Source organism: Ruegeria sp. CG3 (assembly GCF_056537205.1).
Map to the genome: position 1 here is coordinate 800,644 of NZ_JBQFRC010000001.1, position 23,882 is coordinate 824,525.

Sequence of the window (23,882 nt, forward strand, 5' to 3'; positions counted from 1 at the left end):
GCCGCTATGGTAAAGCGCATCAATCTTGCCCTGCAGGGCGGCGGCGCGCATGGCGCCTTTACCTGGGGCGTTTTGGACCGTCTGCTGGACGACGAAGACATCGAGGTTGCGGCAATCACCGGAACCTCGGCCGGGGCGCTGAACGGAGCCGCGTTCAAGGCCGGCATGGTGCATGCCGGTCGCGATGGCGCGCGCGAGACCCTGAACGCCCTGTGGGAGAGGATGGGAGCGGTGGGCGACATGCGCATCGCCAACTGGCTGGCCGGGATGGAACCCGCCCAGATCGCGCAGGCGATGGAGTATTCCCTGCCTTTCTCGGTGGCCGATACCTGGTCGCGGATGGTGTCGCCCTATGCCTATGGGCCGTTCTACCGAAATCCGCTGGCCCCGGTGGTCAAGGCCTTTGACTTTGGCGAGGTCTGCGCCGATCAGGGGCCGCGCCTGTTCGTTTGCGCCACCTGCGTGCGTAGCGGCAAGATCCGGGTGTTCACGGGCGATGAGGTGACGACTGACGCGATTCTCGCCTCGGCCTGCCTGCCGAACCTGTTCCAGGCGGTTGAAATCCACGACCCCGAAACCGACCGGACCGAAGCCTATTGGGATGGCGGCTATACCGGCAACCCGGCGCTGTTTCCGCTGTTCAACGCGGGCCTGCCCGAGGATGTGGTGATCGTGAACATCAACCCGCTGGAGCGCGACGAGGTTCCCAAGACCCCGCAGCAGATTCAGAACCGGATCAACGAGATCAGCTTCAATTCGTCCCTTCTGCGCGAATTGCGGGCGATCAACTTCGTGCAGCGCCTGCTGGCCGAGGGCAAATTGAAGGCGGGCGAGATGAGCCGGGTCTTCGTGCACATGATCGCCGATGACTCTCTGATGAACAGCCTGTCGGTGGCGACCAAGACGGTGCCCAACCCGGTGGTTCTGCACAGCCTGAAACAGGCCGGACGGGCCGCGGCCGGCCGGTTTCTGGCCGATCACAAGCCCGATCTGGGAGTGCGCAGCACCGTTGATCTGCCCGCGATGTTCGGCTGATCACTCGGGCGGCTGGGTTGGGTCTGTCTGGTTCGGATAGACCAGCCCCGCCGAGATCACCAGCTTGGCGGCATCCTCGATCGACATGTCCAGCAGGATCACGTCTTCCTCGGGGAAGAACAGCAGAAAACCCGAGGTTGGGTTCGGCGTGGTTGGGATGAACACGCTCAGCAGACCGCCGCCGGTTTCGGCGCGTTTGTTGATTTCGCCTTTGGCCTCGGTCGAGACGAAGCCGATGGCCCAGATGCCCCGGCGGGGATACTGCACCAAGCAGGCCTTCTCGAACGACCGCTCGGTCTGGGCAAAGACGGTTTCCGAGATCTGCTTGATCCCGGAATAGATCGACCGGACGACGGGCATCCGGTTGACCAGGCTTTCGGCAAAATGGATCAGTGACCGGCCCAGGATACCTTTGGCGATCCAGCCGACCAGAACCGTGAAGATCAGGAAGAACAGCACGCCCACGCCGCGCAGGTTGATGCCAACATATTGCTCGGGGCGGAACTGGTGTGGGATCAGGGGCAGGACCGCGCTGTCGATCCAGCCAACCACCGACAGGATCAGCCACAGCGTCAGCCAGACCGGTGCGATGACGACGATACCCGTCAGAAACGACGCGCGTAGCCGCGACAGCAGGCCGGGGCGGCGGTGGGGTTCTTCATCAAACGGTGTGTTCATCGCGGTTCCGAGCGGTTTGCCGGACTAGTTAATCAGTCCGGCGCCTTGGTACAATAGGTCCGTTTGACGTTCAGTCAGCCTGAGCCTTCAAAGCCTTGGCGATACCAGCCGCCAGGCGCGCATTGTTGCGCACCAGCGCGATGTTGGCGATCAGGGACCTGCCTTCGGTCCGCTCGTAAATGCGCTGCAGAAGATAGGGCGTGACGGCTTTGCCGGTGATGCGATGCGCTTCGGCGTCCTGCTGGGCCGAGGCGATGATCGGGTCCAGTTCCTCGGACGGGATCTGATCGGCCAGCGGGATCGGATTGGCCACCAGCTGCCCGCCGGGCAGACCCAGCGCGCGACGCGTCGCATGGGCCTTGGCGATCTGCTCGGCCGTATCCATCCGCAGGGGCGCGGCAAAGGGCGACTTGGCCGACCAGAAGGCCGGGAATTCATCCTGCCCATGGGCGATGACCGGCACGCCCAGCGTCTCAAGCACTTCGAGCGTTTTGGCCAGATCGAGGATGGCCTTGGCCCCGGCAGCCACGACCGTGACCGGCGTCTGCGCCAGTTCGTGCAGGTCGGCCGAGATGTCAAAGCTGGTTTCCGCGCCGCGATGCACCCCGCCGATGCCGCCGGTGGCAAAGACCTCGATCCCCGCGAAATGGGCCGCGATCATCGTGGCGGCAACGGTGGTGGCCCCGGTCCCGCCCGATGCGATGCAGGCGGCCATGTCCGCGCGCGAGATCTTGGCCACACCCTGCGCCTGTCCCAGATCCTTCAGTTGATCGGGTTCCAGCCCGACATGCAGCCGGCCGTCGATCACCGCGATGGTGGCCGGAACGGCGCCCGCGTCGCGGATGTCCTGCTCGACCTGGGCCGCCACCTCGATGTTCTGCGGGTAGGGCATGCCGTGGGTGATGATGGTGCTTTCCAGGGCAACGATGGGGGTTCCGTCGTTCTTGGCCGCGCGCACTTCGGCGGAATACTGGATGTCGATCACAGGGGGGTCTCTCCGGATACATAGGTTGCGGCGGCATGCAGGGCGCGGGTCAGAGCCTCGTCGATGCTGGCGCCATTGGCTTCGGCGGCGATATGCGCCGCCATGAAGGTGTCGCCTGCGCCGGTCACGCGCGTGACCAGAACCGACGGGGGTTTCTGGGTGATCACCGCTTGGGCACTGGCCACGGTGGCCGAGTTGCCCCCGTCGGTAACAAGCGCACGCAGCGCGCCCCGGTCCAGCAGAGCGCGGGCGGCGGTTTCGGAATCGGCGAACTCGCGCTGGCACAGCAGCCCGGCTTCTTCGAGGTTCACGTACAGCGTGGCCCGGCCGTGCTTGAGGAAGGGCGACAGCCGTTCGGCCTTGCCGGGCGAAGCCGGGGCCACGCGCAGGTCGGCACGGGCGAAGGCCGGGCTGACGGCGATTTCTTCCAGAAGGTCCAGCGTCAGGTTGCCGTCCAGCGCGATCTGGCCTTCGAACGGGGTGTTTTCATAGCCCAGCGGGCCATGGATCAGCGGGCGCAGGATCTTGGCACCGGCGGCCTCGAGCGAATGGGCATCGGCGATGGCGGCGATCAGGCCGTTTGCGCCTTCGACCGCCATGTAACGGTCGGTGGGCAGGTCCTGCGAGCGGTAGACATGTGTCGTGTCCATACCCAGCCGTTTGCACGCATGGACCAGCTCGTCGCCTTCGGGGTCGCTGCCGATGGCGGTTAGCAGGGTCGGGGTCATGCCAAAGCGCACAAGCGTCATGGCGATGTTCATCGCCACGCCACCGGGCAGGCGCGTGATACGGCCGGGCACGTCCGACCCTTGCCGCATGTGGCTGGCGGATCGTCCGATCACGTCCCACAGGACGGACCCGATACACAGGATATCGCTGTTCTGAGTCATTTCCTCGTCATGCCGCAGGTGCAGGGCGCGCGCAAGCCGGAAGCTGCCCGGGCTGGGTCCACGTCGGCGATTTGGCTTGCCAATTGTTTGGAAGGACGAAACACTCGGACCCAGTGTTTTTTGGTTCTTTTGGATATTTTCGGATGGGTCTCAATATCCGTTTGCTGACCTTCCTGCGGTTTCGCGCCTGGATCATTGCGCCATTGCTGGCATGTATTTTTTTGGCAATGCCAGCATGGGCGCAACAGAGCGGACGGACAATCGTTGACTTTCAGGTTCGGGACGGTCGGCTTCTGGTCGAAATCGCCATGAACGCCGAGGCCGTTCTGGCCGGGTTCGATCCGCAAGAAGTCGCGCAGGGCGGCGACGGCGGGAGCGCGCGTTACGCACAGCTGCGCCGGCTTGTCTCGTCCGAGCTTGAGGAACACGTCCACGATTTTGTAACGGATTGGAAGCAATCCTTGCAGATCGACGTGAACGGGCCGGTTGCATTGTCCTATGAAGGCGCAAGTATTCCAGTGGTCGGCAACCCGGACGTGCCGCGGATTTCCCGAGTGCTGTTGGCCGGTCCTCTGCCACCCGATGCAAGCAGTCTGCGCCTGACCTGGCCTGAAGGAATCGGCCCCGTGGTCTTGCGCCAGCAAGGGGTCGAGGCGCCTTATACCGGGTTTCTGAGCGGCGGCGAGGTCAGTCCTCGCATTCCCTTGGCAGGCGGGGCCGGGCTGGGGGCGCAGCAAGCGGCCGAGGCTTTTTTCCGGGCCGGGCTGCTGCATGTCGCGGGCGCGGGGGCACAGCTTCTGGCGCTGGCCTCGGTGCTGGTTTTCTTGTCACTGAAGTTGCGCCCGGTCCTTGTTCAACTTGCCGCGCTGGGGCTGGGCGTTCTGGTGACGCTGCCGCTTGGGATGTTCGACGTGTTGAGTGCGAGGCCGTTCCTGCCGTGGCCGGTCGTGCCGGCTGCCATCGCCTTGTTGGCGCTTTGGAACCTCGTCACCGACCGGTTGGGGGTCTGGCGCGTGCTGTTCCTTTTGGCGGCCGGTGCAGTCCTTGGCCTGACACTGTCAGAAGCATCGTCGCGCCTTGGTGTGCCGCCGCACCATGTCGCGCCGGCGGTGCTGGGTTTTGCCGCTGGCATCCTGTTGGCGCTGAGCGGAGTCGCGATCCTGATCCTCGCCACCCTGACCGTGCTCTTGCCGGATTCGCCCAGGCTGCGCGGCCGTATTTCCACAGTAGCCTCGCTGTTGTTGGCGGGCTTGGGTCTGTACTGGGCGGTTATGTCCTAACCGCCGGTATTCATCGGCGCGATCAGCGTGTTCAGGGCGCTTAGCGGGTCCTCTGCGGCCCAGATCTCGTCTCCGATACCGAAGAAGTCGGTACATTCAGCCAGTTCGGCAACCAGTTCGGGTGTCAGGCCGCCTTCGGCGACAACCGGAACCTCGATCATCTCGGACCACCATTGGAACAGATCGCGCTCGGCGCGGATTCCTTTACCCAAGGACACGTCCCCCACGGGCCCAAAGGCCACATAGTCAGCCCCGGCTTCGCCCGCGTTCATCCCATCATGGCGCGAGGTTCCGCAGAAACTGCCCACGATAGCATCCGCCCCCAGCTCTTTGCGCGCGGCCCGGACCGAGCGGGCAGCATCGTCCAGATGCACCCCGTCCAGCCCCAGCCGTTGCGCCAGCAGGACATGGTTCGAGATCACCAGCGCCACGTCGCGCGCATGGGCCACCTCGCGGCAGGCGTCGGCCGCGCGGGCGATGGCGTCCTCGTCGCTGCCGGCCAGCGCCAGCCGGATGCAGGCGATCTCGGTCCCGTCCAGAACGCGGGCCAACCGGTCGGGAAAGGTGGCCGGGTCCATGGTCGGCGGGGTGATCAGATAGATCTGAGGCTGCTCGGGGGTGTCCATTGGCGGATCCTTCGCGGTTGGTCTTTGGCGCGGTTTAGCCGATTGCGGCGGCGAAGCAAACTTTATTGCCCGCAGACCGCGTGATTTGCAATCGGGCAGGGCGGCCGGGCTTGCCCTGTGCCAGCGGCGGCAGTATGGCAGGCGCAACTTTCGGAGATCAGAATGCCCATCGACAGACCCCAGCCCTCATTCGTGCTTGTCCGCCCGCAGATGGGCGAAAACATCGGCGCCGCGGCGCGGGCGATGTGGAATTTCGGTCTGGACCGTATGCGCATCGTCGCCCCGCGCGACGGCTGGCCCAACCCCAAGGCCGTGGCCATGTCGAGTGGTGCCGGGCGGCTGCTGGACGAGGCGCAGTTGTTCGACGATCTGGCCGGCGCGTTGGGCGACCGCACATACGTTTTCGCCACCACCGCCCGTCAGCGTGGCCTGACCAAACCCGTCTACAGCCCCGAACGCGCCATGCAGATCGCGGCCCAAAAAGTGGCGGCGGGCGAAAAAGTGGCCGTGCTGTTCGGGCCCGAGCGGGCCGGGTTGGAGAATGAAGACATCGCCAAGGCCAATGCGATCATCTCAGTGCCGGTGAACCCCGAATACGCCTCGCTGAACCTGGGGCAGTGCGTGTTGCTGACCGCCTATGAGTGGATGCGCCAGACCGGCGACGTGGTGCACGAGGCCACCGATCTGGGCAAAGGCGACTGGGCCACCGGCATCGAGGTCGAGAAACTGGTAGAACACTACGAACAGCGGCTGGAGGAGGCCGGGTTCTTCTACCCGCCGGAAAAGGCCGAAGGGATGAAGGTGAACCTGCGCAACCTGTGGTCGCGCATGCGCATGACGCGGGCCGATGTGCAGATGCTGCACGGGATCATGCGTCAGATGGTCCGCTGGAAGGACAAGGGCTGAGGCTGGACCTTCCCGGGCACTGGCCCTAGCTTGCGGGAAAATCAAGGACATGAGGACGGCATGAGCGGCAAGCGCAGCATCTTCGAAGAAGTCTCGGGTGAACAAAAGCAGGAAACGGTCCAGCCCGGCATGATCGACCGCGGCCGGGGTGGCGCACGCAAGGCCATCCGTATCTGGCTGATGATCCTGTTCGCGCTTGTCGTCGTGATGATCGCGGTGGGCGGGCTGACCCGCCTGACCGACAGCGGCCTGTCGATCACCGAATGGCGCCCGGTCACCGGGGCGATCCCGCCGATGTCCGAGGCGGACTGGCAGGCCGAGTTCGACAAGTACAAACAGATCGACCAGTGGCGGATCATGAACCAGTGGATGGAGCTGGATGACTTCAAGACCATCTACTGGTGGGAATGGGGTCACCGGCAACTGGGCCGCGTGATCGGTCTTGTCTGGGCGCTTGGCTTCTTTGGCTTTCTGGTGCTGCGCAAGATCCCCGCAGGCTGGACCGGGCGCCTTGCGATCCCCGGACTGCTGGGCGGCGTTCAGGGTGCCGTCGGTTGGTGGATGGTGGCTTCGGGCGTGACGCAGGACGAGGGGATGACCGCAGTTGCCAGTTATCGTCTGGCTACCCATCTTGGCCTCGCGTTCGTGATCCTCGGCTTTCTGGCCTGGTACATCTTCATGCTGGGGCGCGAGGAACGCGACCTGATGCAAGCCCGCCGCGCCAAAGAGGCGCGGCTGTTCTCGCTGTCGACCGGGCTGCTGCACTTTGCCTTTCTGCAGATCCTGATCGGCGCATTGGTGGCGGGCATCGACGCCGGCCGGTCCTATACCGACTGGCCGTTGATCGGCGGGCAACTGCTGCCGCCGGACGCCACCGCGCTTGAACCGCTGTGGCGCAATTTCTTCGAAAGTCCGGGACTGGTGCAGTTCATCCACCGCTGCGTGGGCTATGTGCTGTTCGCCTTCGGCATCTTCGTCTGGCGGCGCGGCAGCAGCAGCGCCCACCCGCAGACCCGGTTCGCTTTCAACGCCATGTTCGCGGCGCTGTCGCTGCAGGTGGTCGTGGGCATCCTCACCGTGGTCTATGGCGCGCCCTGGCAGATCGCCATCTTCCACCAGTTCATGGCCGTGGTCGTCTGGACCTTGATCCTGCGCGCCCGGTTCCTGACCGCTTATCCCATCGCAACCTCGCTGCGCGGAGCTTGACCCAATGACTGCATTCAATGACCTGATGGCCTTTCAGCGCGAAACCTCGGCACTGGCACAGATCGCCGGGCGCCTGGGCTGGGACCAGGAGACCGTCATGCCGCGCGGGGCCGCCAACCAGCGCGCCGAGGAGATGGCCGCGATCGAAGCCGTCCTGCATGCGCGCCGCTCGGATCCGCGCGTGGCCGAGTGGCTGGAAAACGCCCATGCCGACACCGAGGTTGGTCAGGCGCAACTGCGCGAAATCCGTCGCACATTCGAGCGCACGGTCAAGGTGCCCGCTGATCTGGCCACCGCCATCGCCCGCGTGACATCGGCCGCGCAGGGCAAGTGGGCACAGGCCCGCGCCGACGAGGATGTTGCCGCGTTTCTTCCGGTTCTGGAGGAAGTTGTGGCGCTGCGGCGCGAGGAAGGGGCGGCTCTGGCGCAAGGCGGCGATGTCTATGACGCACTGGTCGAGGATTACGAGCCCTACACGACCGCTGCCCAGATTGGTGCGATCTTTGATGCCATGCGCCCACGCCTGGTTGCGCTGCGCGCGGCTGTGCTGGACCGGCCGTCCCCGGCGGGGGTGACCGGCACGTTCGACGAAGCTGCGCAGATGAAGCTGACGCAAAAGCTGGCCGTGTCTTTCGGGTACGACCTGAACCGCGGTCGGGTGGACAAGGCGGTGCACCCGTTCAGCTCGGGCAGCGGGGATGACGTGCGGATCACGACGCGGACCAGCGAAACCGACCCGTTCAACTGTTTCTATTCGACCATCCATGAGGTCGGGCACGCCTGCTATGAGCAGGGCATCGATCCGGCTTACGCTCTGACACCGCTGGGTGAGGGCGTTTCGATGGGCGTCCATGAAAGTCAGAGCCGCATCTACGAAAATCAACTGGGCCGCTCGCGTGCCTTCACGGGCTGGCTGTTCCGGCAGATGACGGGCACCTTCGGTGATTTCGGCATAGCGGATGAAGATGCCTTCTATGCCGCCGTCAACCGGGTGCACAACGGATACATCCGCACCGAAGCGGACGAAGTTCAGTACAATCTGCACGTCATGCTGCGGTTCGATCTGGAACGCGCACTTATGTCGGGCGATCTGCAGGTGCAGGACCTCGAGGCCGCGTGGAACGACCGCTTCCATGCCGATTTCGGCTATGCGGTCGACAAGCCGTCGAACGGGTGCCTGCAGGACGTGCATTGGTCGGTCGGCCTGTTTGGCTACTTCCCGACCTATTCGCTGGGCAATGTGTACGCAGGCTGTCTGTATCAGGCTCTGCGGGCGGCAGTTCCAGGTCTGGATGATCAACTGGCGCAGGGCGATACCTCCGCGGCAACCGGATGGCTGCGCGAGCATGTTCAGCAGCATGGCGGTCTGTATGCCCCACGCGATGTTATCCGCCGCGCCAGCGGCATGGAACCCGGACCCGAGCCGCTGTTGGCTTATCTCGAAGACAAATTCGGCACGCTCTACGGCCTTTGACCTCGAAAGATGACCGCTATGGGTATGATAGGGGTCATCTAGCCGCGGTGTGCATCAGGCACCCAGTCTTCCAGTGGCCGGTTCCAGAACCGGTTCGGGTTGTTTTCGTCCTGCCCGCGGATGTGCAGCGTTCGAAAACACGGGTGCAGAAAGATCACCGGTTCTTCATAGGGATGGGCCGCGTAGATTGCGCGCAGCACCTTCGAACGCACGCCGTCCGACACATCCAGAAAGAACGAGACTTCGACGCAGGGAACATCGACCGTGTCGCAGGTGACGGCATTGCGTCCGGTCCCGAGTGACCGAAAGCTCTGAGTTCCGGGCGTCGACCGGAAGGTGACGTGATCATAATCGCCGTAAACCAGGTTGGCTTCGGCCAGAACAGCATCAATCACCGCCTGCGCGCGGTCCTCGGGAACCTGAACGATCACGCGCCAACCTTCGTCTGTCAGATACCGTTCGGTATCCTGTGGTTTTTGCGTCATTCCAGTCTCCTAACCAAGCAACGTCAGAATGGCCGGGTTTGCACCTCAAGTGTGACTTATCGCTTCGCCATCGACCGAACTGACGGCCCGAGGCAATCAAGCGCCGCGTCCGACATGCCGAAATGACGAGCCAGAGCGGTCTTGCCGTCCGGCGTGATGGTCAGGGAGCGGCTGGACCTTTGGCGCGTCAACCATTTTTCTTTCAGAGCTTTTTCCAGAATCGCGATTCCCAAGGGACCTGAAATATGATGGCGGCGCTCCGTCCAATCCAGACAGAATTTGGCGACCGGCCGATGGGCGCTGACCCGCGGTGGGTCCAAGTCGAGATCGGTCAGAAACGCGTGATATCGCGGACCCGGCGCCAGAGCCCCATGTGCCAGTTGCAGAACGCCCGTATCCAGCAGGTTGTCCGTGATCCACACACCGAGACGCCCGGCAAGATGGTTATAGCAGCAACGGGCCAACAGGACGCCCGAGTCCCGTTTCGCGGCTCGCCGGACATGATCGCTGGGCGTTAGCGTCGACAGCTTTTCCAAAACCGATGCGACCTGTGCGTTTGCGATCTGGTGATAAACGTGCCTGCCGCTGCGTATCGAAGTGGTCAGGCCGGCCCGCTCCAACTGCTTGAGATGGGAGGTCGCAGTTGGTGGCGTTATGTTGGCTGCGCAGGACAACTCTTTGTTGGTGAATGCCCGCCCGTCCATCAGTTCGCACAGGATGCGTGCGCGGGTTGGGTCGGCGAGGGCGGCGCCGATGATGTCCAGTCTGGGTTCGGGTCTCATTGGATGAGCCTATCGCAAAGCCCGGCTTGACCCCAGAAAGAAAGCTTCGACATCCGCCGAAACGAAAAGGAGCGGCTGCTGTTGCAGAGCCGCTCCGTCGTCGTTGAAATGAGGGCCGCCGATCAGCGGCGGCCATCCTTACGTTTCGCTATCGTCTTCCTCGTCACCCTGGTCTGCGATCCAGGCGACGCTGACGACTTCCTCGCCTTTGCCGGTGTTGAACACCTTGACCCCGCCCGCACTGCGGGACCGGAACGAGATACCGTCGACCGGAACCCGGATCGACTGCCCCTTGGACGTGGCCAGCATGATCTGGTCGTCGATTTCGACGGGGAATGAGGCCACCAGCGGGCCGCCCCGCATCGCTTTGTCCATCGCCATCACGCCCATTCCACCGCGGCCGCGCACCGGGTAGTCATGCGACGAGCTGAGCTTGCCCGACCCGCCGGCAGTGATGGTCAGGATCAGGTTTTCCGCCGCAGACATCTCGGCATAGCGCTCCTGAGGCAGGATGCTGTCTGCGTTGCCTTCGTCTTCGTCGGCTTCGGTTTCTTCGGTGACGCCGGCCATCAGGCGGCGCATCTTCAGGTAGGCGGCGCGCTCGTCTGCCGTGGCCTCGAAGTGGCGAATGACGGACATCGAGACGACCCGATCGCCATTCGTCAGTTTGATGCCGCGCACACCGGTCGACTTGCGGCCCTTGAACACGCGCACGGCAGTGGTCGGGAAGCGGATCGCCCGGCCGGAGTTGGTGACCAGCATAACGTCGTCATCTTCGGAACAGATGCGCGCGTTGACCAGTTCCACACCCTCGGGCAGATCCATCGCGATCTTGCCGTTGCGCTTGACGTTGGTGAAATCGCTCAGCGCGTTGCGGCGCACGTCGCCGGCGCTGGTGGCGAAGACGATCTGAAGGTTTTCCCACTCTTCATCCGGCACATCGACCGGCATGATCGCCGCAATCGAAACACCGGTGGGAATCGGCAGGATGTTGACGATGGCCTTGCCCTTGCCGGTGCGCCCCGATTGGGGCAGGCGCCATGTCTTGAGCTTGTAGACCATCCCATCGGTGGTGAAGAACAGCAGTTGCGTATGCGTGTTTGCCACGAACAGATTGGTGACGACGTCCTCTTCCTTGGTCTGCATCCCTGACAGGCCCTTGCCGCCGCGCTTCTGCGCGCGGAAGTCGGCCAGCGGTGTACGCTTGATGTAGCCGCCCGAGGTCACGGTCACGACCATGTCCTCGCGTTCGATCAGGTCCTCATCTTCCATATCGCCGGACCAGTCGACGATTTCAGTGCGGCGCGGCACTGCGAACTGCTCTCGAACCTCGCGCAACTCGTCGGCGATGATGCTCATGATGCGCTCGCGCGAGGACAGAATGTCCAGGTATTCCTTGATCTTGGCGGCCAGGTCTTCCAGCTCGTCCGTGACCTCTTTGACACCAATCTGGGTCAGGCGTTGCAGGCGCAGATCAAGGATCGCGCGGGCCTGAACCTCGGTCAGGTTGTAGGTGCCGTCGTCATTCATCTTGGACAGCGGATCGTCGATCAGCCGTAGATAGCTCTCGATCTCGGCTGCGGGCCAGCGGCGGGTCATCAGCTTTTCGCGCGCCTCTGCCGCGTCGGCCGAAGACCGGATCGTGGCAACGACCTCGTCCACGTTCGAGACCGCCACGGCCAGGCCGCACAGGATATGGCTGCGTTCCCGTGCCTTGCGCAGGTCGTATGCAGTGCGGCGGGCAACGACATCTTCGCGGAAGTCGATGAAGCTGGTCAGGAACCGGCGCAGGGTCAGCTGCTCGGGGCGGCCGCCATTCAGCGCCAACATGTTGCACCCGAACGAGGTCTGCATCGGCGTGAACCGGTACAGTTGGTTCAGCACCACCTCGGGCGTTGCGTCGCGCTTCAGCTCGACCACCACCCGCACGCCGTTGCGGTCGGATTCGTCCTGAACGTGGCTGACGCCTTCGATGCGCTTTTCGCGCACGGCTTCGGCGATCTTCTCAATCATCGAGGCCTTGTTCACCTGATAGGGGATCTCGTCCACGATGATGGCATAGCGGTCCTTGCGCACTTCCTCGACACGGGTCTTGGCGCGGATGATGACGCTGCCGCGGCCCTCCAGATAGGCCTTGCGCGCGCCGGACCGGCCCAGCATCACGCCGCCCGTGGGGAAATCGGGGCCGGGGATGTATTCGATCAGCTGTTCGCTGGTCAGGTCCGGGTCTTCGATCAGTGCCAGAGTCGCGTCGACCACTTCGCCCAGGTTGTGCGGCGGGATGTTCGTCGCCATGCCCACCGCAATACCGCCGGCTCCGTTGACCAGCATGTTCGGGAACCGCGCGGGCAGGACGGTGGGTTCCTTGTCCTTGCCGTCGTAGTTGTCCTGGAAATCGACCGTCTCTTTCTCGATATCCGCCAGCAGAGCGGCGGCGGGCTTGTCCATGCGGACCTCGGTGTAGCGCATGGCCGCCGGGTTGTCGCCGTCCATCGAGCCGAAGTTGCCCTGACCATCCAGCAGCGGCAGCGACATCGAGAAATCCTGCGCCATCCGCACCAGCGCGTCATAGATCGCGCTGTCACCGTGCGGGTGGTACTTACCCATGACGTCGCCCACGGGACGGGCCGATTTGCGGTAAGCTTTGTCGTGGGTGTTCCCGGTCTCGTGCATCGCATAGAGGATGCGCCGATGCACCGGTTTCAAGCCGTCGCGCAGATCGGGGATCGCACGCGACACGATGACCGACATCGCATAGTCCAGATAGGACGTCCGCATCTCGGATTCGATGGATACCGTCGGGCCATCGTAAACCGGGCGCTCGGGCGGGGTTTCATCCATGTTTTCGGGGATTTCTGGCGTATCGCTCACGTAAACTGCCCGTTTTTTGTGCTGGGTCTATATCTTGTGGATGCATCTTATCAGACCCGGCACATAGGGTGCAAGCAAGCAACCCGGAAGTGGCCTGAAACCGCGGTGTTTTTCGGGTAACACATTGTTTTAATACGGATTGAAAAGGAATCATGTTACCCTGAAGGGACCTTTGAGGAAATCTGGAGGTCTGAATGGAGAAAAACGAAACCGAATTGATGCTGAAGGGGTATGGCCTGACAACGGCTGAAATCTTCTATCGCATGCCGGATTACATCCATGTTCTGAACACGTTCATCTGGCAGGATTACGACTTGGCGCCGGATCATCCCAAGCTGTTCAATTTCATCGAGTTCTGGCAGCGCGAAATCGAGGGTCCGCTGCATTCGGTGCGCTTTACCCACCGCAAGATGATCGCACCCGGAGAATGGCGGAACGTCGTCGGAGAATACCGGCTGAACTAGCGTTTCGGCTAGGTTGCGCTCAAGGCCAATGCGCCTTGATCCGGCCAATGGATCATCGAATGAATGCCGACCTGCGTTTCGGCGCAGGTTACTCACTCTCACAATTTCTGAACACAACCAGATCTTGGCAATCCGTTGACGGCGGACGCGTTGAGCGGTTGAATATTCTTGTGCGTTTCGGTGGCGGTCCGGTGCGGCGCACACGATTGGTACAGATTGGAAAACCAGAGAAAGTCCAGGATATGATTGCGCTAACATTGGACATGCCGGCGATGGCGCGTTAAGGACGGCTCATGGTTTCTCGCGTTATACCCGTCGACCCATTTGATCTGGTCATTTTTGGTGGCACCGGGGATCTGGCGCAGCGCAAGATTTTGCCTGCCTTGTTTCGCCGTTATTGCGCGGGACAGTGGAATGACGATGTTCGGATAATCGCCGCAGCAAGGTCCGCACATGATCAGGCGGGCTATCGTGCGATCGTGGCCGAGTCGCTGGCCCAGCACGCACCTCGTCAAGCGGCAGATCCCGGCAACCTTGATGGGTTCCTGAACCTGCTGCAGTATCTGCGGCTGGATGCAAGCTCTGATGATGGGTGGGAAAACCTTTCAGGTCTGTTGACGGATTCGCGGATCCACGCCTTCTATTTCTCGGTCGGACCCGGATTGTTCGCCCCGTTGGCGGAGAAAATCCGCCAACACGGTCTGGCTAACGAGCAGACGAGGATCGTCGTCGAAAAACCATTCGGTCACGATCTGGACAGCGCGCGGGCATTGAATGCCACGCTGGCCTCGTATTTCAGCGAAAACCAAATCTACCGGATCGATCATTATCTGGGCAAGGAAACCGTCCAGAACCTGATGGCAGTCCGGTTCGGCAACATGCTGTTCGAGCCGCTGTGGAACAGTCAGTATGTCGACCATATCCAGATCACCGTCGCCGAGACCGTCGGCGTGGATGGTCGCGAAGAGTATTACGAGCGCGCTGGGGCAATGCGCGACATGGTGCAAAACCACCTGATGCAGCTTCTGTGCCTGATCGCGATGGAGCCGCCTGCCAAGTTCGATTCGGACGCCGTGCGCGATGAAAAGCTCAAGGTAATCCGCGCGCTGGACCCGGTGCAGCCGCACCACATCGTGCGTGGGCAGTATTCGGGTGGTCCCGACGGGCCGGGCTACCGCGAAGCGGTGGGCAATCCGCGCTCGACCACCGAAAGTTATGTGGCGCTGCGGGCGCATGTCAGTAATTGGCGGTGGGCGGGGACTCCGTTTTACTTGCGCACCGGCAAGCGGCTGGTGGCGCGGTCCTCGGTGATCAACGTCATCTTCAAGGATGCGCCGCATTCGATCTTCGGGGCCGAGGCCGGGCGGCATGCCAACACGCTGTCGATCCGGCTGCAGCCGAACGAAGGCATAACGCTGAAAGTCACGATCAAAGAGCCGGGGCAGGGCGGAATGCGTTTGATCGACGTCCCGTTGGATATGAGTTTTGCCGAAGCGCTCGGGCCCGAAAACCAGGAAGCGCCGGATGCTTATGAGCGTTTGGTGATGGACGTGATCCGGGGCAATCAAACCCTGTTCATGCGCGGAGACGAGGTCGAGGCCGCTTGGGCCTGGACCGACCCGATCATTGCGGGGTGGCAGGCACGCGGCGACGTGCCAAAACCCTATGACAGCGGCAGTACCGGTCCCGGCGACGCCGAACTGCTGATGAAACGCGACGGTCGCCATTGGCAAGGGATCAAGCCATGAAGATTCAGGAATATGCCGACAGGGACATGCTGGCCATTGATGTTGCCAACGTTCTGGCCGGAGAGTTGGAGGCCGCACTGCTGCACAACGATGTCGTGGCTTTTGCAGTTCCCGGCGGCACCACGCCCGGACCGATCTTCGACAGCCTGTGCGCCGCGGATCTTGAGTGGGAGCGTGTCCGTGTGCTGCCCACCGACGAACGCTGCGTCCCGGCAGACAGTGACCGGTCGAACGAACGCTTGATCCGCGACCGTCTTCTGACCAACCGGGCGGCGGCGGCGGACTATGTCCCGCTCTATATTCCCGGCAAGGCGCCCGAAGAGGTTCTGCCCCAAATCGAAGCTCTGATCGAGCCGCTGCGCCCGTTGGCGGTGCTGGTTCTTGGAATGGGCGACGACATGCATACGGCCTCGTTGTTTCCGGGGATGGAGGGGCTGGCGCAGGCATTGGCAAGCAACGCACCGGCATTGGCCGTTGCTCGGCCCCAGACACAGCCCGAGACGCGCATCACTCTGACGGGTCCGGTTCTGGATGGGGCCCTGTCCAAACACCTGGTCATCTATGGTGAAAAAAAGCGCGCAGCGCTTGAGCGTGCCATGAGCCTGCCGCCCGAGGAGGCGCCAATTGCGGCAGTCTTGGATGGAATGACGGTACACTGGGCGGATTGATCTCATGCAACTGGACACTCTCAGAACCCTTGCCGCGCAGGCGGCGGATACCCGCATCCTCGACCTGTTTGCGCAGGATCCCGACCGGGCGCAGAGCTTCTCGGCCTCGACCGGCGATTTGCTGTTCGACTATTCGAAGACCCTGATCGACGCGGACATCCGCGCGGCGCTGATCGACCTGTGCGATCAAGCCGGTCTGGCCGAGCGGCGCGACGCGATGTTCCGCGGCGACAAGATCAACGAAACCGAGGGCCGCGCGGTGCTGCATACGGCGCTGCGCAATCTGGACGGCGGCCCGGTCGAGGTTGATGGCCAGGACGTGATGCCCGACGTTCTGGACACCCTGCAGCGCATGCGCGTGTTCGCCGAAGAGGTCCGGGGCGGAACGGCCCAGGGGGCAGGGGGCAGCTTTACCGACGTGGTGAATATCGGCATCGGCGGTTCGGACCTTGGGCCGGTGATGGCGACGCTGGCGCTGGCGCCCTATCACGACGGGCCGCGCCTGCACTATGTCTCGAACGTGGATGGCGCGCACATCGCCGACACGCTGCGCGAACTGGACCCGACGCGGACGCTGGTGATCGTGGCGTCCAAGACATTTACCACCATCGAAACCATGACCAACGCGCGGACGGCGCGGGCCTGGATGCTGGACGGCGGCGGCGACCCGGGGCGGCAGTTCGCGGCCGTGTCCAGCGCCGTGGACAAGACGGCGGACTTCGGCATCCCGTCTGACCGCGTGTTCGGCTTCGCCGATTGGGTCGGCGGGCGCTATTCGGTCTGGGGTCCGGTTGGACTGCCGGTGATGATTGCGGTGGGCTCGAACGCCTTCGACGCGTTCCTGCGCGGCGGGCAGGCGATGGACGTGCATTTCCGCGCCGCGGGCTGGGCCGAGAACATGCCGGTGATGCTGGCGCTGGTGGGCTTCTGGCACCGTCAGGTGCTGGGTCATGCCAGCCGCGCGGTTCTGCCCTATGACCAACGGCTGCTGCGGCTGCCGGCCTACTTCCAGCAGCTCGAGATGGAATCGAACGGCAAATCGGTGGCGATGGACGGCTCGGCGCTGAGCGTGCCTGCGGGGCCGGTGGTCTGGGGTGAGCCCGGCACCAACGGGCAGCACGCGTTTTACCAACTGATCCATCAGGGCACCGACGTGATCCCCTGCGAATTCATGGTGGCCGCCGAAGGCCACGAGCCCGAACTGGCCCATCATCACCGTCTGCTGCTGGCCAACTGCCTGGCTCAGTCCGAGGCGTTGATGCGTGGCCGGTCGCTTGAGGAAGCGCGAGCGCGCATGGCCGAGATGGGCCTGCATGGCGACGAGTTGGAGCGTCAGGCCCGGCATCGCGTGTTCCCGGGCAACCGGCCCTCGACCACGCTGATCTATCCGCAGCTGACGCCCTTCGTTCTGGGCCAGATCATTGCGCTGTATGAACACCGGGTGTTCGTCGAAGGCGTGCTGTTGGGCATCAACTCGTTCGACCAGTGGGGGGTGGAGCTGGGCAAGGAGTTGGCCACCTCGCTGGGGCCAATCGTCGATGGCGATGCGGGCACCGAGGGCAAGGACGGCTCGACCGCCGCACTTGTGGCCTATGCGCTGCGGCACCGGGGCTGAAGCCCTGCAAATCTGACGGCCTGCCGCCACGGCAGGCCGCATTCTTTTATTGTCAGACAATTAAATGATTGGCAGGATCGGCCCCGAGGAGAAGCCCTGGGGCCGGCCATGCCGCCGTGTCGCCTGGCCGCAACAGACGCCGCATCAGGCCGGCGCGATGAATGGGAGGATGTCCATGCTGGGACAGATGATGACGCAGCCGCTGTTGATTTCGTCACTGATCGATCATGCTGCGCGCTATCATGGTCAGACCGAGATCGTGTCGGTCGAAACCGACGGAACCGTCACCCGGACGAACTGGGGCGAGATCGCCGCCAATGCCCGGCGACTGGGGTCGGCGCTGACCAAGCTGGGCTTGCAGCCGCAGGACCGGATCGGCACCCTGGCCTGGAACAACCGCCGGCATCTGGAAATCTACTATGCGGCCTCGGGTGCGGGTTTCGTCTGCCACACGATCAACCCGCGCCTGTTCCCCGAACAGCTGGTTTACATCATCAACCACGCGCAGGACCGGGTGCTGTTCTTCGACGCCACCTTCATCCCGCTGGTCGCCGCGATCCGCGATCAATTGACCGAAGTGAAGCATTTCGTCCTGATGGGACCGCGCAGCGAGGATGCTCTGCAGCAGATCCCCGGACTGGAATTCTATGACGAGTTGATCGAGACCGGCGACGCCGATTTCGAATGGCCGGTCTTCGATGAAAACACCGCCTCGAGCCTGTGCTACACCTCGGGCACGACCGGCCACCCCAAAGGCGTGCTGTATTCGCACCGTTCGACCGTTCTGCACAGCTTTGCCTCGAACACCCGCGACGTGATCGGGTATTCGGCGATGGATGTGGTGATGCCGGTGGTGCCCATGTTCCACGTCAATGCCTGGGGGTCGCCCTATGGCTGCGCCATGTCCGGTTCGCAGATGGTGTTGCCCGGGCCGGACCTGCATGGCGAGGCGCTGGTGAACCTGATCGACACCTATGGCGTGACTCTGGCGATGGGGGTTCCCACGATCTGGCAGGGTTTGCTGGCCCATGCCGCCAAATGCGGCACCAAGCTGGAAAGCCTCGAACGTACGGTGATCGGCGGCGCGGCCTGCCCGCCCTCGATGATCGCGACCTTCCGGGAAAAATACGGCGTCGACACCGTGCATGCCTGGGGGATGAGCGAGATGAGCCCGCTGGGCACTGGCAACATTCCGCTGGCCAAGCATCGCAAGCTGCCGATCGAGGAACAGCACAAACTGCGCGAGAATCAGGGTCGTCCGCCCTTTGGGGTCGAGCTGAAGATCGTCGATGACGACGGCAACGACCTGCCGCATGACGGGGTCACGCAGGGCGACCTGATGGTGCGCGGCCATTGGGTGTTGGACAGCTATTTTCAGCTGCAGGATCAAGATCTTCTGCAGGACGGCTGGTTCGCCACCGGCGATGTGGCGACGTTGGACCCCGATGGCTACATGACCATCCGCGACCGCTCCAAGGACATCATCAAGTCGGGCGGTGAGTGGATCAGCTCGGTCGAGCTGGAAAACATCGCCGTAGCGCACCCGAAACTGGCCACCGCGGCGGTGATCGGCGTGCCGCATCCCAAATGGGACGAACGCCCGCTGCTGGTGGCGGTCAAGGCCGAGGGCGAAGATCCGTCCGAGGCCGAGCTGCTGGAGTTTTTCGACGGCAAGATTGCCAAGTGGCAGGTGCCGGACAAAGTGGTCTTCGTCGACGCGCTGCCACTCAATGCGACGGGCAAGGTCCTGAAACGCAAACTGCGGGATGAATTCAAGGACGCCTTGGCAGGTTAACGCTTGATTTCTAAGGATTTTTGGCTCCGGCGGTAGGGATCGAACCTACGACCAATTGATTAACAGTCAACTGCTCTACCGCTGAGCTACGCCGGAACTGAGGCGCGTGTACCAATCTGCAAAGACGAGGTCCAGACGAAAATTGTTTTCTCCGGACGAATTGCGCGCTCCAGGTTTCCGTTTCGGATTTCAATCGGGCTGCACAGGTTTGTTGTTTCCTGCGGCAGTGAATCGTTGCGTTGATCTACGCGCCGGTCGCGACGTGATCGTTTCATCCGGATCAGAAAGAGACTAGCCTCTCGATAATGCACCATGCTTCGGTGAACCTGTTGAAACCGGAAAGGAACCCAAGATGCGGACAGCTTGCAGGATTGTAGCGAAGCTTTTCTTCTTTGTTCTTGCCGCGCCGGGGATCGCCCAAGAGGCCGGAACCCTGATCACCGGCGCTCGGATTTTCGACGGGGTCAGTTCCGACCTGATCGAGGGTCAGGACGTTTTGATCCAAGACGGCATGATCACGGCCCTTGGTCCTGATCTGGATGCGCCGGAGGGGGCGACGGTGATCGATGCGCAGGGTCGGTTCCTGATGCCCGGATTTGCCGACATGCATGCGCATCTGATGTTTCAGATGCCGTTCGGTATCGCATTCAATGCCGATCGCGAATACTGGGCCTATGTTGCCGCAACCGTCGCCGAACAATACCTGATGCAGGGGTTCACGACGGTCCGCGATGTCGGCGGGAACTCGTTTTCACTGAAACGCGCCATAGACGAGGGCATCCTGAGGGGGCCTCGGGTCTATCCTTCGGGTCCCATGATCTCGCAGAGCTCGGGCCACTCGGATCATCGGACGGACGCAAACGAGCCCGGGTCATTGGTGTTCGAGCCCAGCATTCCGATGAAATACTTCCATGTCGCAGTTGCCGATGGGCGTGACGAGGTTCTGAAAACCGTACGCGAGGTGTTGCGCCGCAGGGCCTCGCAGATCAAGATTTCGGTCGGTGGCGGCACCGGGTCATTTGCTGATCCATTGGACACCACGCAGTACACGGAAGACGAAATCCGTGCAGCCGTCGAGGCGGCCGAAGACTGGAACACCTACGTTACCGCCCATGTCTACAACTCGGATGGCATCATCCGCGCCGTCGAGAATGGGGTGAAGTCCATCGAGCATGGCAATCTGATGAGCGAAGAGGCCATGCGCGTGATGATGGAGCATGATGCCTGGCTGTCGCCGCAGGTCATCGTCTACACATTCCATCCGGCAGGCTACAACGACGAACAAAAAGCCAAGCATGACGAAGCCTATGACGGCATCAACCAGATGTTCACCATGGCCAAGGAGCTTGGATTCGAGAATATCGTCTTCGGCACGGACGTGATCACTTCTCCTGAGATGATCAAGCGCGCAAACGAGGAGTTCGTTCTGAGAACGGAATGGTTCGACAATGCCGAAATACTCCGTCAGGCAACCTCGAAATCAGCCGAGTTGCTTGCCTTGTCGGGGCCGCGCAATCCTTATCCCGGGGCGCTGGGTGTCATTGCGGAAGGTGCTCATGCGGATATCCTTCTGATCGACGGCAACCCCCTTGAGGACATGTCTGTCATGACCGAATACGAAGAGCGCTTCGATCTGATCATGAAGGGCGGGGTGATCTACAAAAACGAACTGTAGCGGACGATCTGCTGTGCAAATGCATGGCGGACCAAACTTGCGTCACAGGCGCTGGAAAATTCTCTGATGTTTCGCGGGTGTGATTGACAGGATTGGGCTGATCGAAAGACCGACTCCAAACTAACGGCGCAGGTCCTTGGGGGCAGGCTGATTGTATGCCTGGAACCAGCTGAAAACCCGGCCTGTCGGATCGGCAACCGACCATACACGGGACGCGAGCGGTTGGGTGTGCCACAAACTTCTGAAATCAGAGGATTTTGGCTCCGGCGGTAGGGATCGAACCTACGACCAATTGATTAACAGTCAACTGCTCTACCGCTGAGCTACGCCGGAACTGAGGCGCATATAGCAATCCGGTTTTTCGGCGTCCAGAGGGGAAAAGCACCGAGGGCGAATTTTTTGTGCGTTCAGGAGATGCGATGAAAACTGGTCTGCACCGACAGCGCGCCCCGGGGGGCGACGCGGTCTTTTCCGGTCAGGTCCACCAGATGGGCAAACACGTTGCGCTCGGCCGCTGGAAGCAGGGCAGGTGGGGTTTCGACATAGATCCGCTGGGCCAGATCCCGGGCTGTGCCCGGGCGCTCGGCCAGCGCGTCGAGGATTTGTGCCTCACGTTCGAGCCGGTGGCGGATCAACCAGTCAAGCCGACCCGAAGGGTCTGTGATCGGCGCGCCGTGTCCGGCATGGAAGACGGACCAGTCGCGTGCGCGTAGCCGGTGGCAGGCTTTCATGAAGTCTGTCAGATCGCCATCCGGAGGCGAAACCAGCGAACTGGCCCAGCCCATCACGTGATCGGCGGTGAAACACACGTCTCCCCAGGCCAGCGCGATGTGGTTGCCCAGATGACCCGGCGTGTGAATGACCTCAAGGCCCCATCCGTCCCCCTCGATCCTGTCGCCGTCCGCCAACTCGATGTCCAGGCGGAATTCCGAGTCGATTCCCTCGCCGCCGTCGGCGAGGCCTTGCTCGGCCAGTTGGGACATGATCGCGCTGCGCCCTGCCTGTGGCCCGCCAAAGGCGTAGATCGGGGCACCTGTCCGCTCTGACAGCGGAGCAGCCAGCGGCGAATGGTCCAGGTGGCTGTGGGTGACCACGATATGGCTGATCTTTTGCCAGGGCAGCAGCGCATCCAGAATGGCTTGCATGTGACTGTCGCTCAACGGTCCGGGGTCGATTACGGCAAGGTCGTTGGTGCCCAGGAGGTATGTGTTTGTCCCTAGAAAGGTCATCGGCGACGGGTTTGGGGCCAGCAAGAGCCTGAGGCCCGGCTGCAGGGCGACAGGGATCCCCGGTTTCGGGTTGAAATCGTCTGCTGGCAGCATCTTGGCCTCTTTCTCTTGGCGGGGCAGCCCGCTAGGTTTAGCGCATGTCTTCGCGCTGGCTCAAACCCTATTTGCCCCGCAGCTTGTATGCCCGGGCGGCCCTGATTCTGGTGCTGCCGGTGATCGTGGTTCTGTTGGTGGTGTCGGTGGCATTCGTGCGTGAACACCTCGAGGATGTGACCGGTCAGATGACCCGCGCAGCGTCGCGCGAAGTGCGGCTGGTTCTGGAAGATATTCAGGGTGCCGAAACCCAACAGCAGGCGTTGGCCGCGGTGCGCCCGGATCTGAGGGTGCTGGACATGCAGGCCCGGTTTCTGGGGATCAACGAAACGCCTACGATTGAACCTCAGCGCTGGTATGATTTCATCGCACCGCAGATCGACGCTGATCTTCGAGAGCTGCTGCCGAACCTCGTAGCGGTATCGTTGCCGGACAGTCAGGTCGCGACTTTGTTCTTGAACACCCATCTGGGTGTTTTGGAGCTTGGCTTCGATCGCCGGCGTCTGTCGACGGTCGCCCCGCACCAGTTGATCGTCACGATGCTGTTCTTTGCGGTGATCATGACCTCGATTTCGTTCTTGTACATGCGCAATCAGTTGCGGCCGATCACTCGGCTGGCCGATGCGGCGCAGGCTTTTGGTCGCGGTCGGGTAGTGCCGTTCACCCCCGGAGGGGCCGTCGAGGTGCGGGCCGCCGGTAGCGCGTTTCTTGACATGCGCGCCCGGATCGAGCGGCAGATCGAGCAGCGGACCCTGATGCTGTCGGGTGTCAGCCATGACCTGCGAACGCCTCTGACCCGGCTCAAGCTTGGCCTGTCGATGCTGCCCGAGGAAGATGCAAAGCCGCTGCTTCAGGACGTGAACGAAATGCAGTCACTCCTGGATGCCTTCCTTGATTTCTCGCGCGGCGCGTCCGAGGGCGAGCAGGTCGAGGTTCGTCCGGATGAGCTTCTGCGCTCGATCGTGGATGATGCGCAACGGGCCGGACAAAGTGTCGAGTTGCTGCCGCCCGAAGGGCAGGGTGCAGTGATGCTGCGTCCGACTGCAATCCGCCGCGCCGTGGAAAACCTGATCGGCAACGCGGTGCGCTACGGGTCGCACGCGATGGTCAGCATGACCCTGACTGACAAATCGCTGCGCATTCGGGTTGAGGATGATGGCCCCGGCATCCCGCCCGAACAGCGGACCGAGGCGGTTAAGCCGTTCAGCCGGTTGGACCCGTCGCGGAACCAGAATCAGGGCAGCGGGGTGGGCCTCGGGCTGGCGATCGTTGCAGATATCGCTCGTGTCCACGGCGGTGTTTTGCGCTTGAGCCAAAGCGAACGCTTGGGCGGTTTGTGCGCAGACATCATCATCGGGCGGTGATTTCGGCCGTATT

General features: G+C 62.5%; 21 protein-coding genes and 2 tRNA genes. 13 read left to right on the top strand and 10 right to left on the bottom strand.

Annotated elements, in window-relative coordinates:
• Positions 1-6: 6 nt before the first annotated feature.
• Positions 7-1,035, top strand: a complete 1,029-nt coding sequence (locus ACR0NB_RS04000; RefSeq protein ID WP_480774998.1) for a patatin-like phospholipase family protein — start codon at positions 7-9, stop codon at positions 1,033-1,035.
• Here ACR0NB_RS04000 and ACR0NB_RS04005 read toward each other — a convergent pair whose 3' ends face one another.
• The 3 genes from ACR0NB_RS04005 to ACR0NB_RS04015 form a co-directional block, all read right to left on the bottom strand.
• Positions 1,036-1,713: a DUF502 domain-containing protein gene (locus tag ACR0NB_RS04005; RefSeq protein WP_480774999.1), complete on the bottom strand. Its 678-nt coding sequence runs from the start codon at positions 1,711-1,713 to the stop codon at positions 1,036-1,038.
• A gap of 70 nt (positions 1,714-1,783) precedes the next feature.
• The gene (locus tag ACR0NB_RS04010; RefSeq protein WP_480775000.1) at positions 1,784-2,698 is read right to left on the bottom strand and encodes a pseudouridine-5'-phosphate glycosidase; all 915 of its coding nucleotides are present in this window, start codon (positions 2,696-2,698) and stop codon (positions 1,784-1,786) included.
• Positions 2,695-3,588: a PfkB family carbohydrate kinase gene (locus ACR0NB_RS04015; protein ID WP_093962215.1), complete on the bottom strand. Its 894-nt coding sequence runs from the start codon at positions 3,586-3,588 to the stop codon at positions 2,695-2,697. Before ACR0NB_RS04015 ends, ACR0NB_RS04010 begins: the two co-directional genes overlap by 4 nt.
• A gap of 143 nt (positions 3,589-3,731) precedes the next feature.
• On the opposite strand from ACR0NB_RS04015, the gene ACR0NB_RS04020 reads away from it, so the two are divergent.
• Positions 3,732-4,868, top strand: a complete 1,137-nt coding sequence (locus ACR0NB_RS04020; RefSeq protein WP_480775001.1) for a HupE/UreJ family protein — start codon at positions 3,732-3,734, stop codon at positions 4,866-4,868.
• Here the strand turns inward: ACR0NB_RS04020 and ACR0NB_RS04025 are convergent.
• Positions 4,865-5,494: a thiamine phosphate synthase gene (locus ACR0NB_RS04025; RefSeq protein ID WP_480775002.1), complete on the bottom strand. Its 630-nt coding sequence runs from the start codon at positions 5,492-5,494 to the stop codon at positions 4,865-4,867. The two genes, ACR0NB_RS04020 and ACR0NB_RS04025, sit on opposite strands and share 4 nt — an antisense overlap.
• A 162-nt stretch (positions 5,495-5,656) precedes the next feature.
• Between ACR0NB_RS04025 and ACR0NB_RS04030 the strand changes: the two genes are divergently transcribed.
• Genes ACR0NB_RS04030 through ACR0NB_RS04040 form a run of 3 tightly spaced genes read left to right on the top strand, consistent with a single transcriptional unit; the run spans position 5,657 to position 9,080 of the window.
• Entirely contained in the window at positions 5,657-6,400 is a 744-nt protein-coding gene (locus tag ACR0NB_RS04030; RefSeq protein ID WP_480775003.1) for an RNA methyltransferase, read from the top strand.
• Between the two features lie 60 nt (positions 6,401-6,460).
• Positions 6,461-7,606, top strand: a complete 1,146-nt coding sequence (ctaA, locus tag ACR0NB_RS04035) for a heme A synthase (protein ID WP_480775004.1) — start codon at positions 6,461-6,463, stop codon at positions 7,604-7,606.
• Between the two features lie 4 nt (positions 7,607-7,610).
• Positions 7,611-9,080 carry a carboxypeptidase M32 gene (locus ACR0NB_RS04040; RefSeq protein ID WP_170439086.1) on the top strand — a complete coding sequence of 490 codons (1,470 nt, stop codon included), beginning with the start codon at positions 7,611-7,613 and terminating at the stop codon, positions 9,078-9,080.
• A gap of 38 nt (positions 9,081-9,118) precedes the next feature.
• On the opposite strand, the gene ACR0NB_RS04045 is transcribed toward ACR0NB_RS04040, so the two are convergent.
• From ACR0NB_RS04045 to gyrA, 3 genes are all read right to left on the bottom strand, one after another.
• The gene (locus ACR0NB_RS04045) at positions 9,119-9,565 is read right to left on the bottom strand and encodes a YqfO family protein (protein ID WP_170359049.1); all 447 of its coding nucleotides are present in this window, start codon (positions 9,563-9,565) and stop codon (positions 9,119-9,121) included.
• A gap of 56 nt (positions 9,566-9,621) precedes the next feature.
• On the bottom strand, positions 9,622-10,347 hold the full coding sequence (locus tag ACR0NB_RS04050) for an ArsR/SmtB family transcription factor (RefSeq protein ID WP_480775005.1): 726 nt from the start codon (positions 10,345-10,347) through the stop codon (positions 9,622-9,624).
• Positions 10,348-10,485: 138 nt separating this feature from the next.
• Positions 10,486-13,188 carry a DNA gyrase subunit A gene (gyrA, locus tag ACR0NB_RS04055; RefSeq protein WP_170529428.1) on the bottom strand — a complete coding sequence of 901 codons (2,703 nt, stop codon included), beginning with the start codon at positions 13,186-13,188 and terminating at the stop codon, positions 10,486-10,488.
• Between the two features lie 224 nt (positions 13,189-13,412).
• On the opposite strand from gyrA, the gene ACR0NB_RS04060 reads away from it, so the two are divergent.
• The 6 genes from ACR0NB_RS04060 to ACR0NB_RS04085 all read left to right on the top strand — a co-directional run bounded on the left by ACR0NB_RS04060 (position 13,413) and on the right by ACR0NB_RS04085 (position 19,508).
• Positions 13,413-13,682, top strand: a complete 270-nt coding sequence (locus tag ACR0NB_RS04060; RefSeq protein ID WP_093962206.1) for an usg protein — start codon at positions 13,413-13,415, stop codon at positions 13,680-13,682.
• Positions 13,683-13,741: 59 nt separating this feature from the next.
• The gene (locus ACR0NB_RS04065; RefSeq protein ID WP_170390274.1) at positions 13,742-13,966 is read left to right on the top strand and encodes a hypothetical protein; all 225 of its coding nucleotides are present in this window, start codon (positions 13,742-13,744) and stop codon (positions 13,964-13,966) included.
• Positions 13,967-13,975: 9 nt separating this feature from the next.
• Entirely contained in the window at positions 13,976-15,430 is a 1,455-nt protein-coding gene (zwf, locus tag ACR0NB_RS04070; RefSeq protein ID WP_480775006.1) for a glucose-6-phosphate dehydrogenase, read from the top strand.
• On the top strand, positions 15,427-16,098 hold the full coding sequence (pgl, locus tag ACR0NB_RS04075) for a 6-phosphogluconolactonase (protein ID WP_170363374.1): 672 nt from the start codon (positions 15,427-15,429) through the stop codon (positions 16,096-16,098). The genes zwf and pgl overlap by 4 nt, the downstream gene beginning before the upstream one ends.
• A 4-nt stretch (positions 16,099-16,102) precedes the next feature.
• Entirely contained in the window at positions 16,103-17,713 is a 1,611-nt protein-coding gene (gene pgi, locus ACR0NB_RS04080; protein ID WP_480775007.1) for a glucose-6-phosphate isomerase, read from the top strand.
• 175 nt (positions 17,714-17,888) lie between these two features.
• Positions 17,889-19,508 carry a long-chain-fatty-acid--CoA ligase gene (locus ACR0NB_RS04085; protein ID WP_480775008.1) on the top strand — a complete coding sequence of 540 codons (1,620 nt, stop codon included), beginning with the start codon at positions 17,889-17,891 and terminating at the stop codon, positions 19,506-19,508.
• 21 nt (positions 19,509-19,529) lie between these two features.
• Here the strand turns inward: ACR0NB_RS04085 and ACR0NB_RS04090 are convergent.
• Positions 19,530-19,604 (bottom strand) — tRNA-Asn (locus ACR0NB_RS04090).
• Between the two features lie 256 nt (positions 19,605-19,860).
• Here ACR0NB_RS04090 and ACR0NB_RS04095 point away from each other — a divergent pair.
• A complete protein-coding gene (locus tag ACR0NB_RS04095) occupies positions 19,861-21,183 on the top strand; it encodes a metal-dependent hydrolase family protein (RefSeq protein WP_217354876.1) in 1,323 nt (440 codons plus the stop codon).
• 258 nt (positions 21,184-21,441) lie between these two features.
• Here the strand turns inward: ACR0NB_RS04095 and ACR0NB_RS04100 are convergent.
• Positions 21,442-21,516 (bottom strand) — tRNA-Asn (locus ACR0NB_RS04100).
• 74 nt (positions 21,517-21,590) lie between these two features.
• Positions 21,591-22,505, bottom strand: coding sequence for an MBL fold metallo-hydrolase (locus ACR0NB_RS04105; RefSeq protein ID WP_480775009.1), 915 nt, complete (start codon positions 22,503-22,505; stop codon positions 21,591-21,593).
• Between the two features lie 44 nt (positions 22,506-22,549).
• Between ACR0NB_RS04105 and ACR0NB_RS04110 the strand changes: the two genes are divergently transcribed.
• On the top strand, positions 22,550-23,869 hold the full coding sequence (locus ACR0NB_RS04110; protein WP_480775010.1) for an ATP-binding protein: 1,320 nt from the start codon (positions 22,550-22,552) through the stop codon (positions 23,867-23,869).
• Positions 23,870-23,882 lie beyond the last annotated feature (13 nt).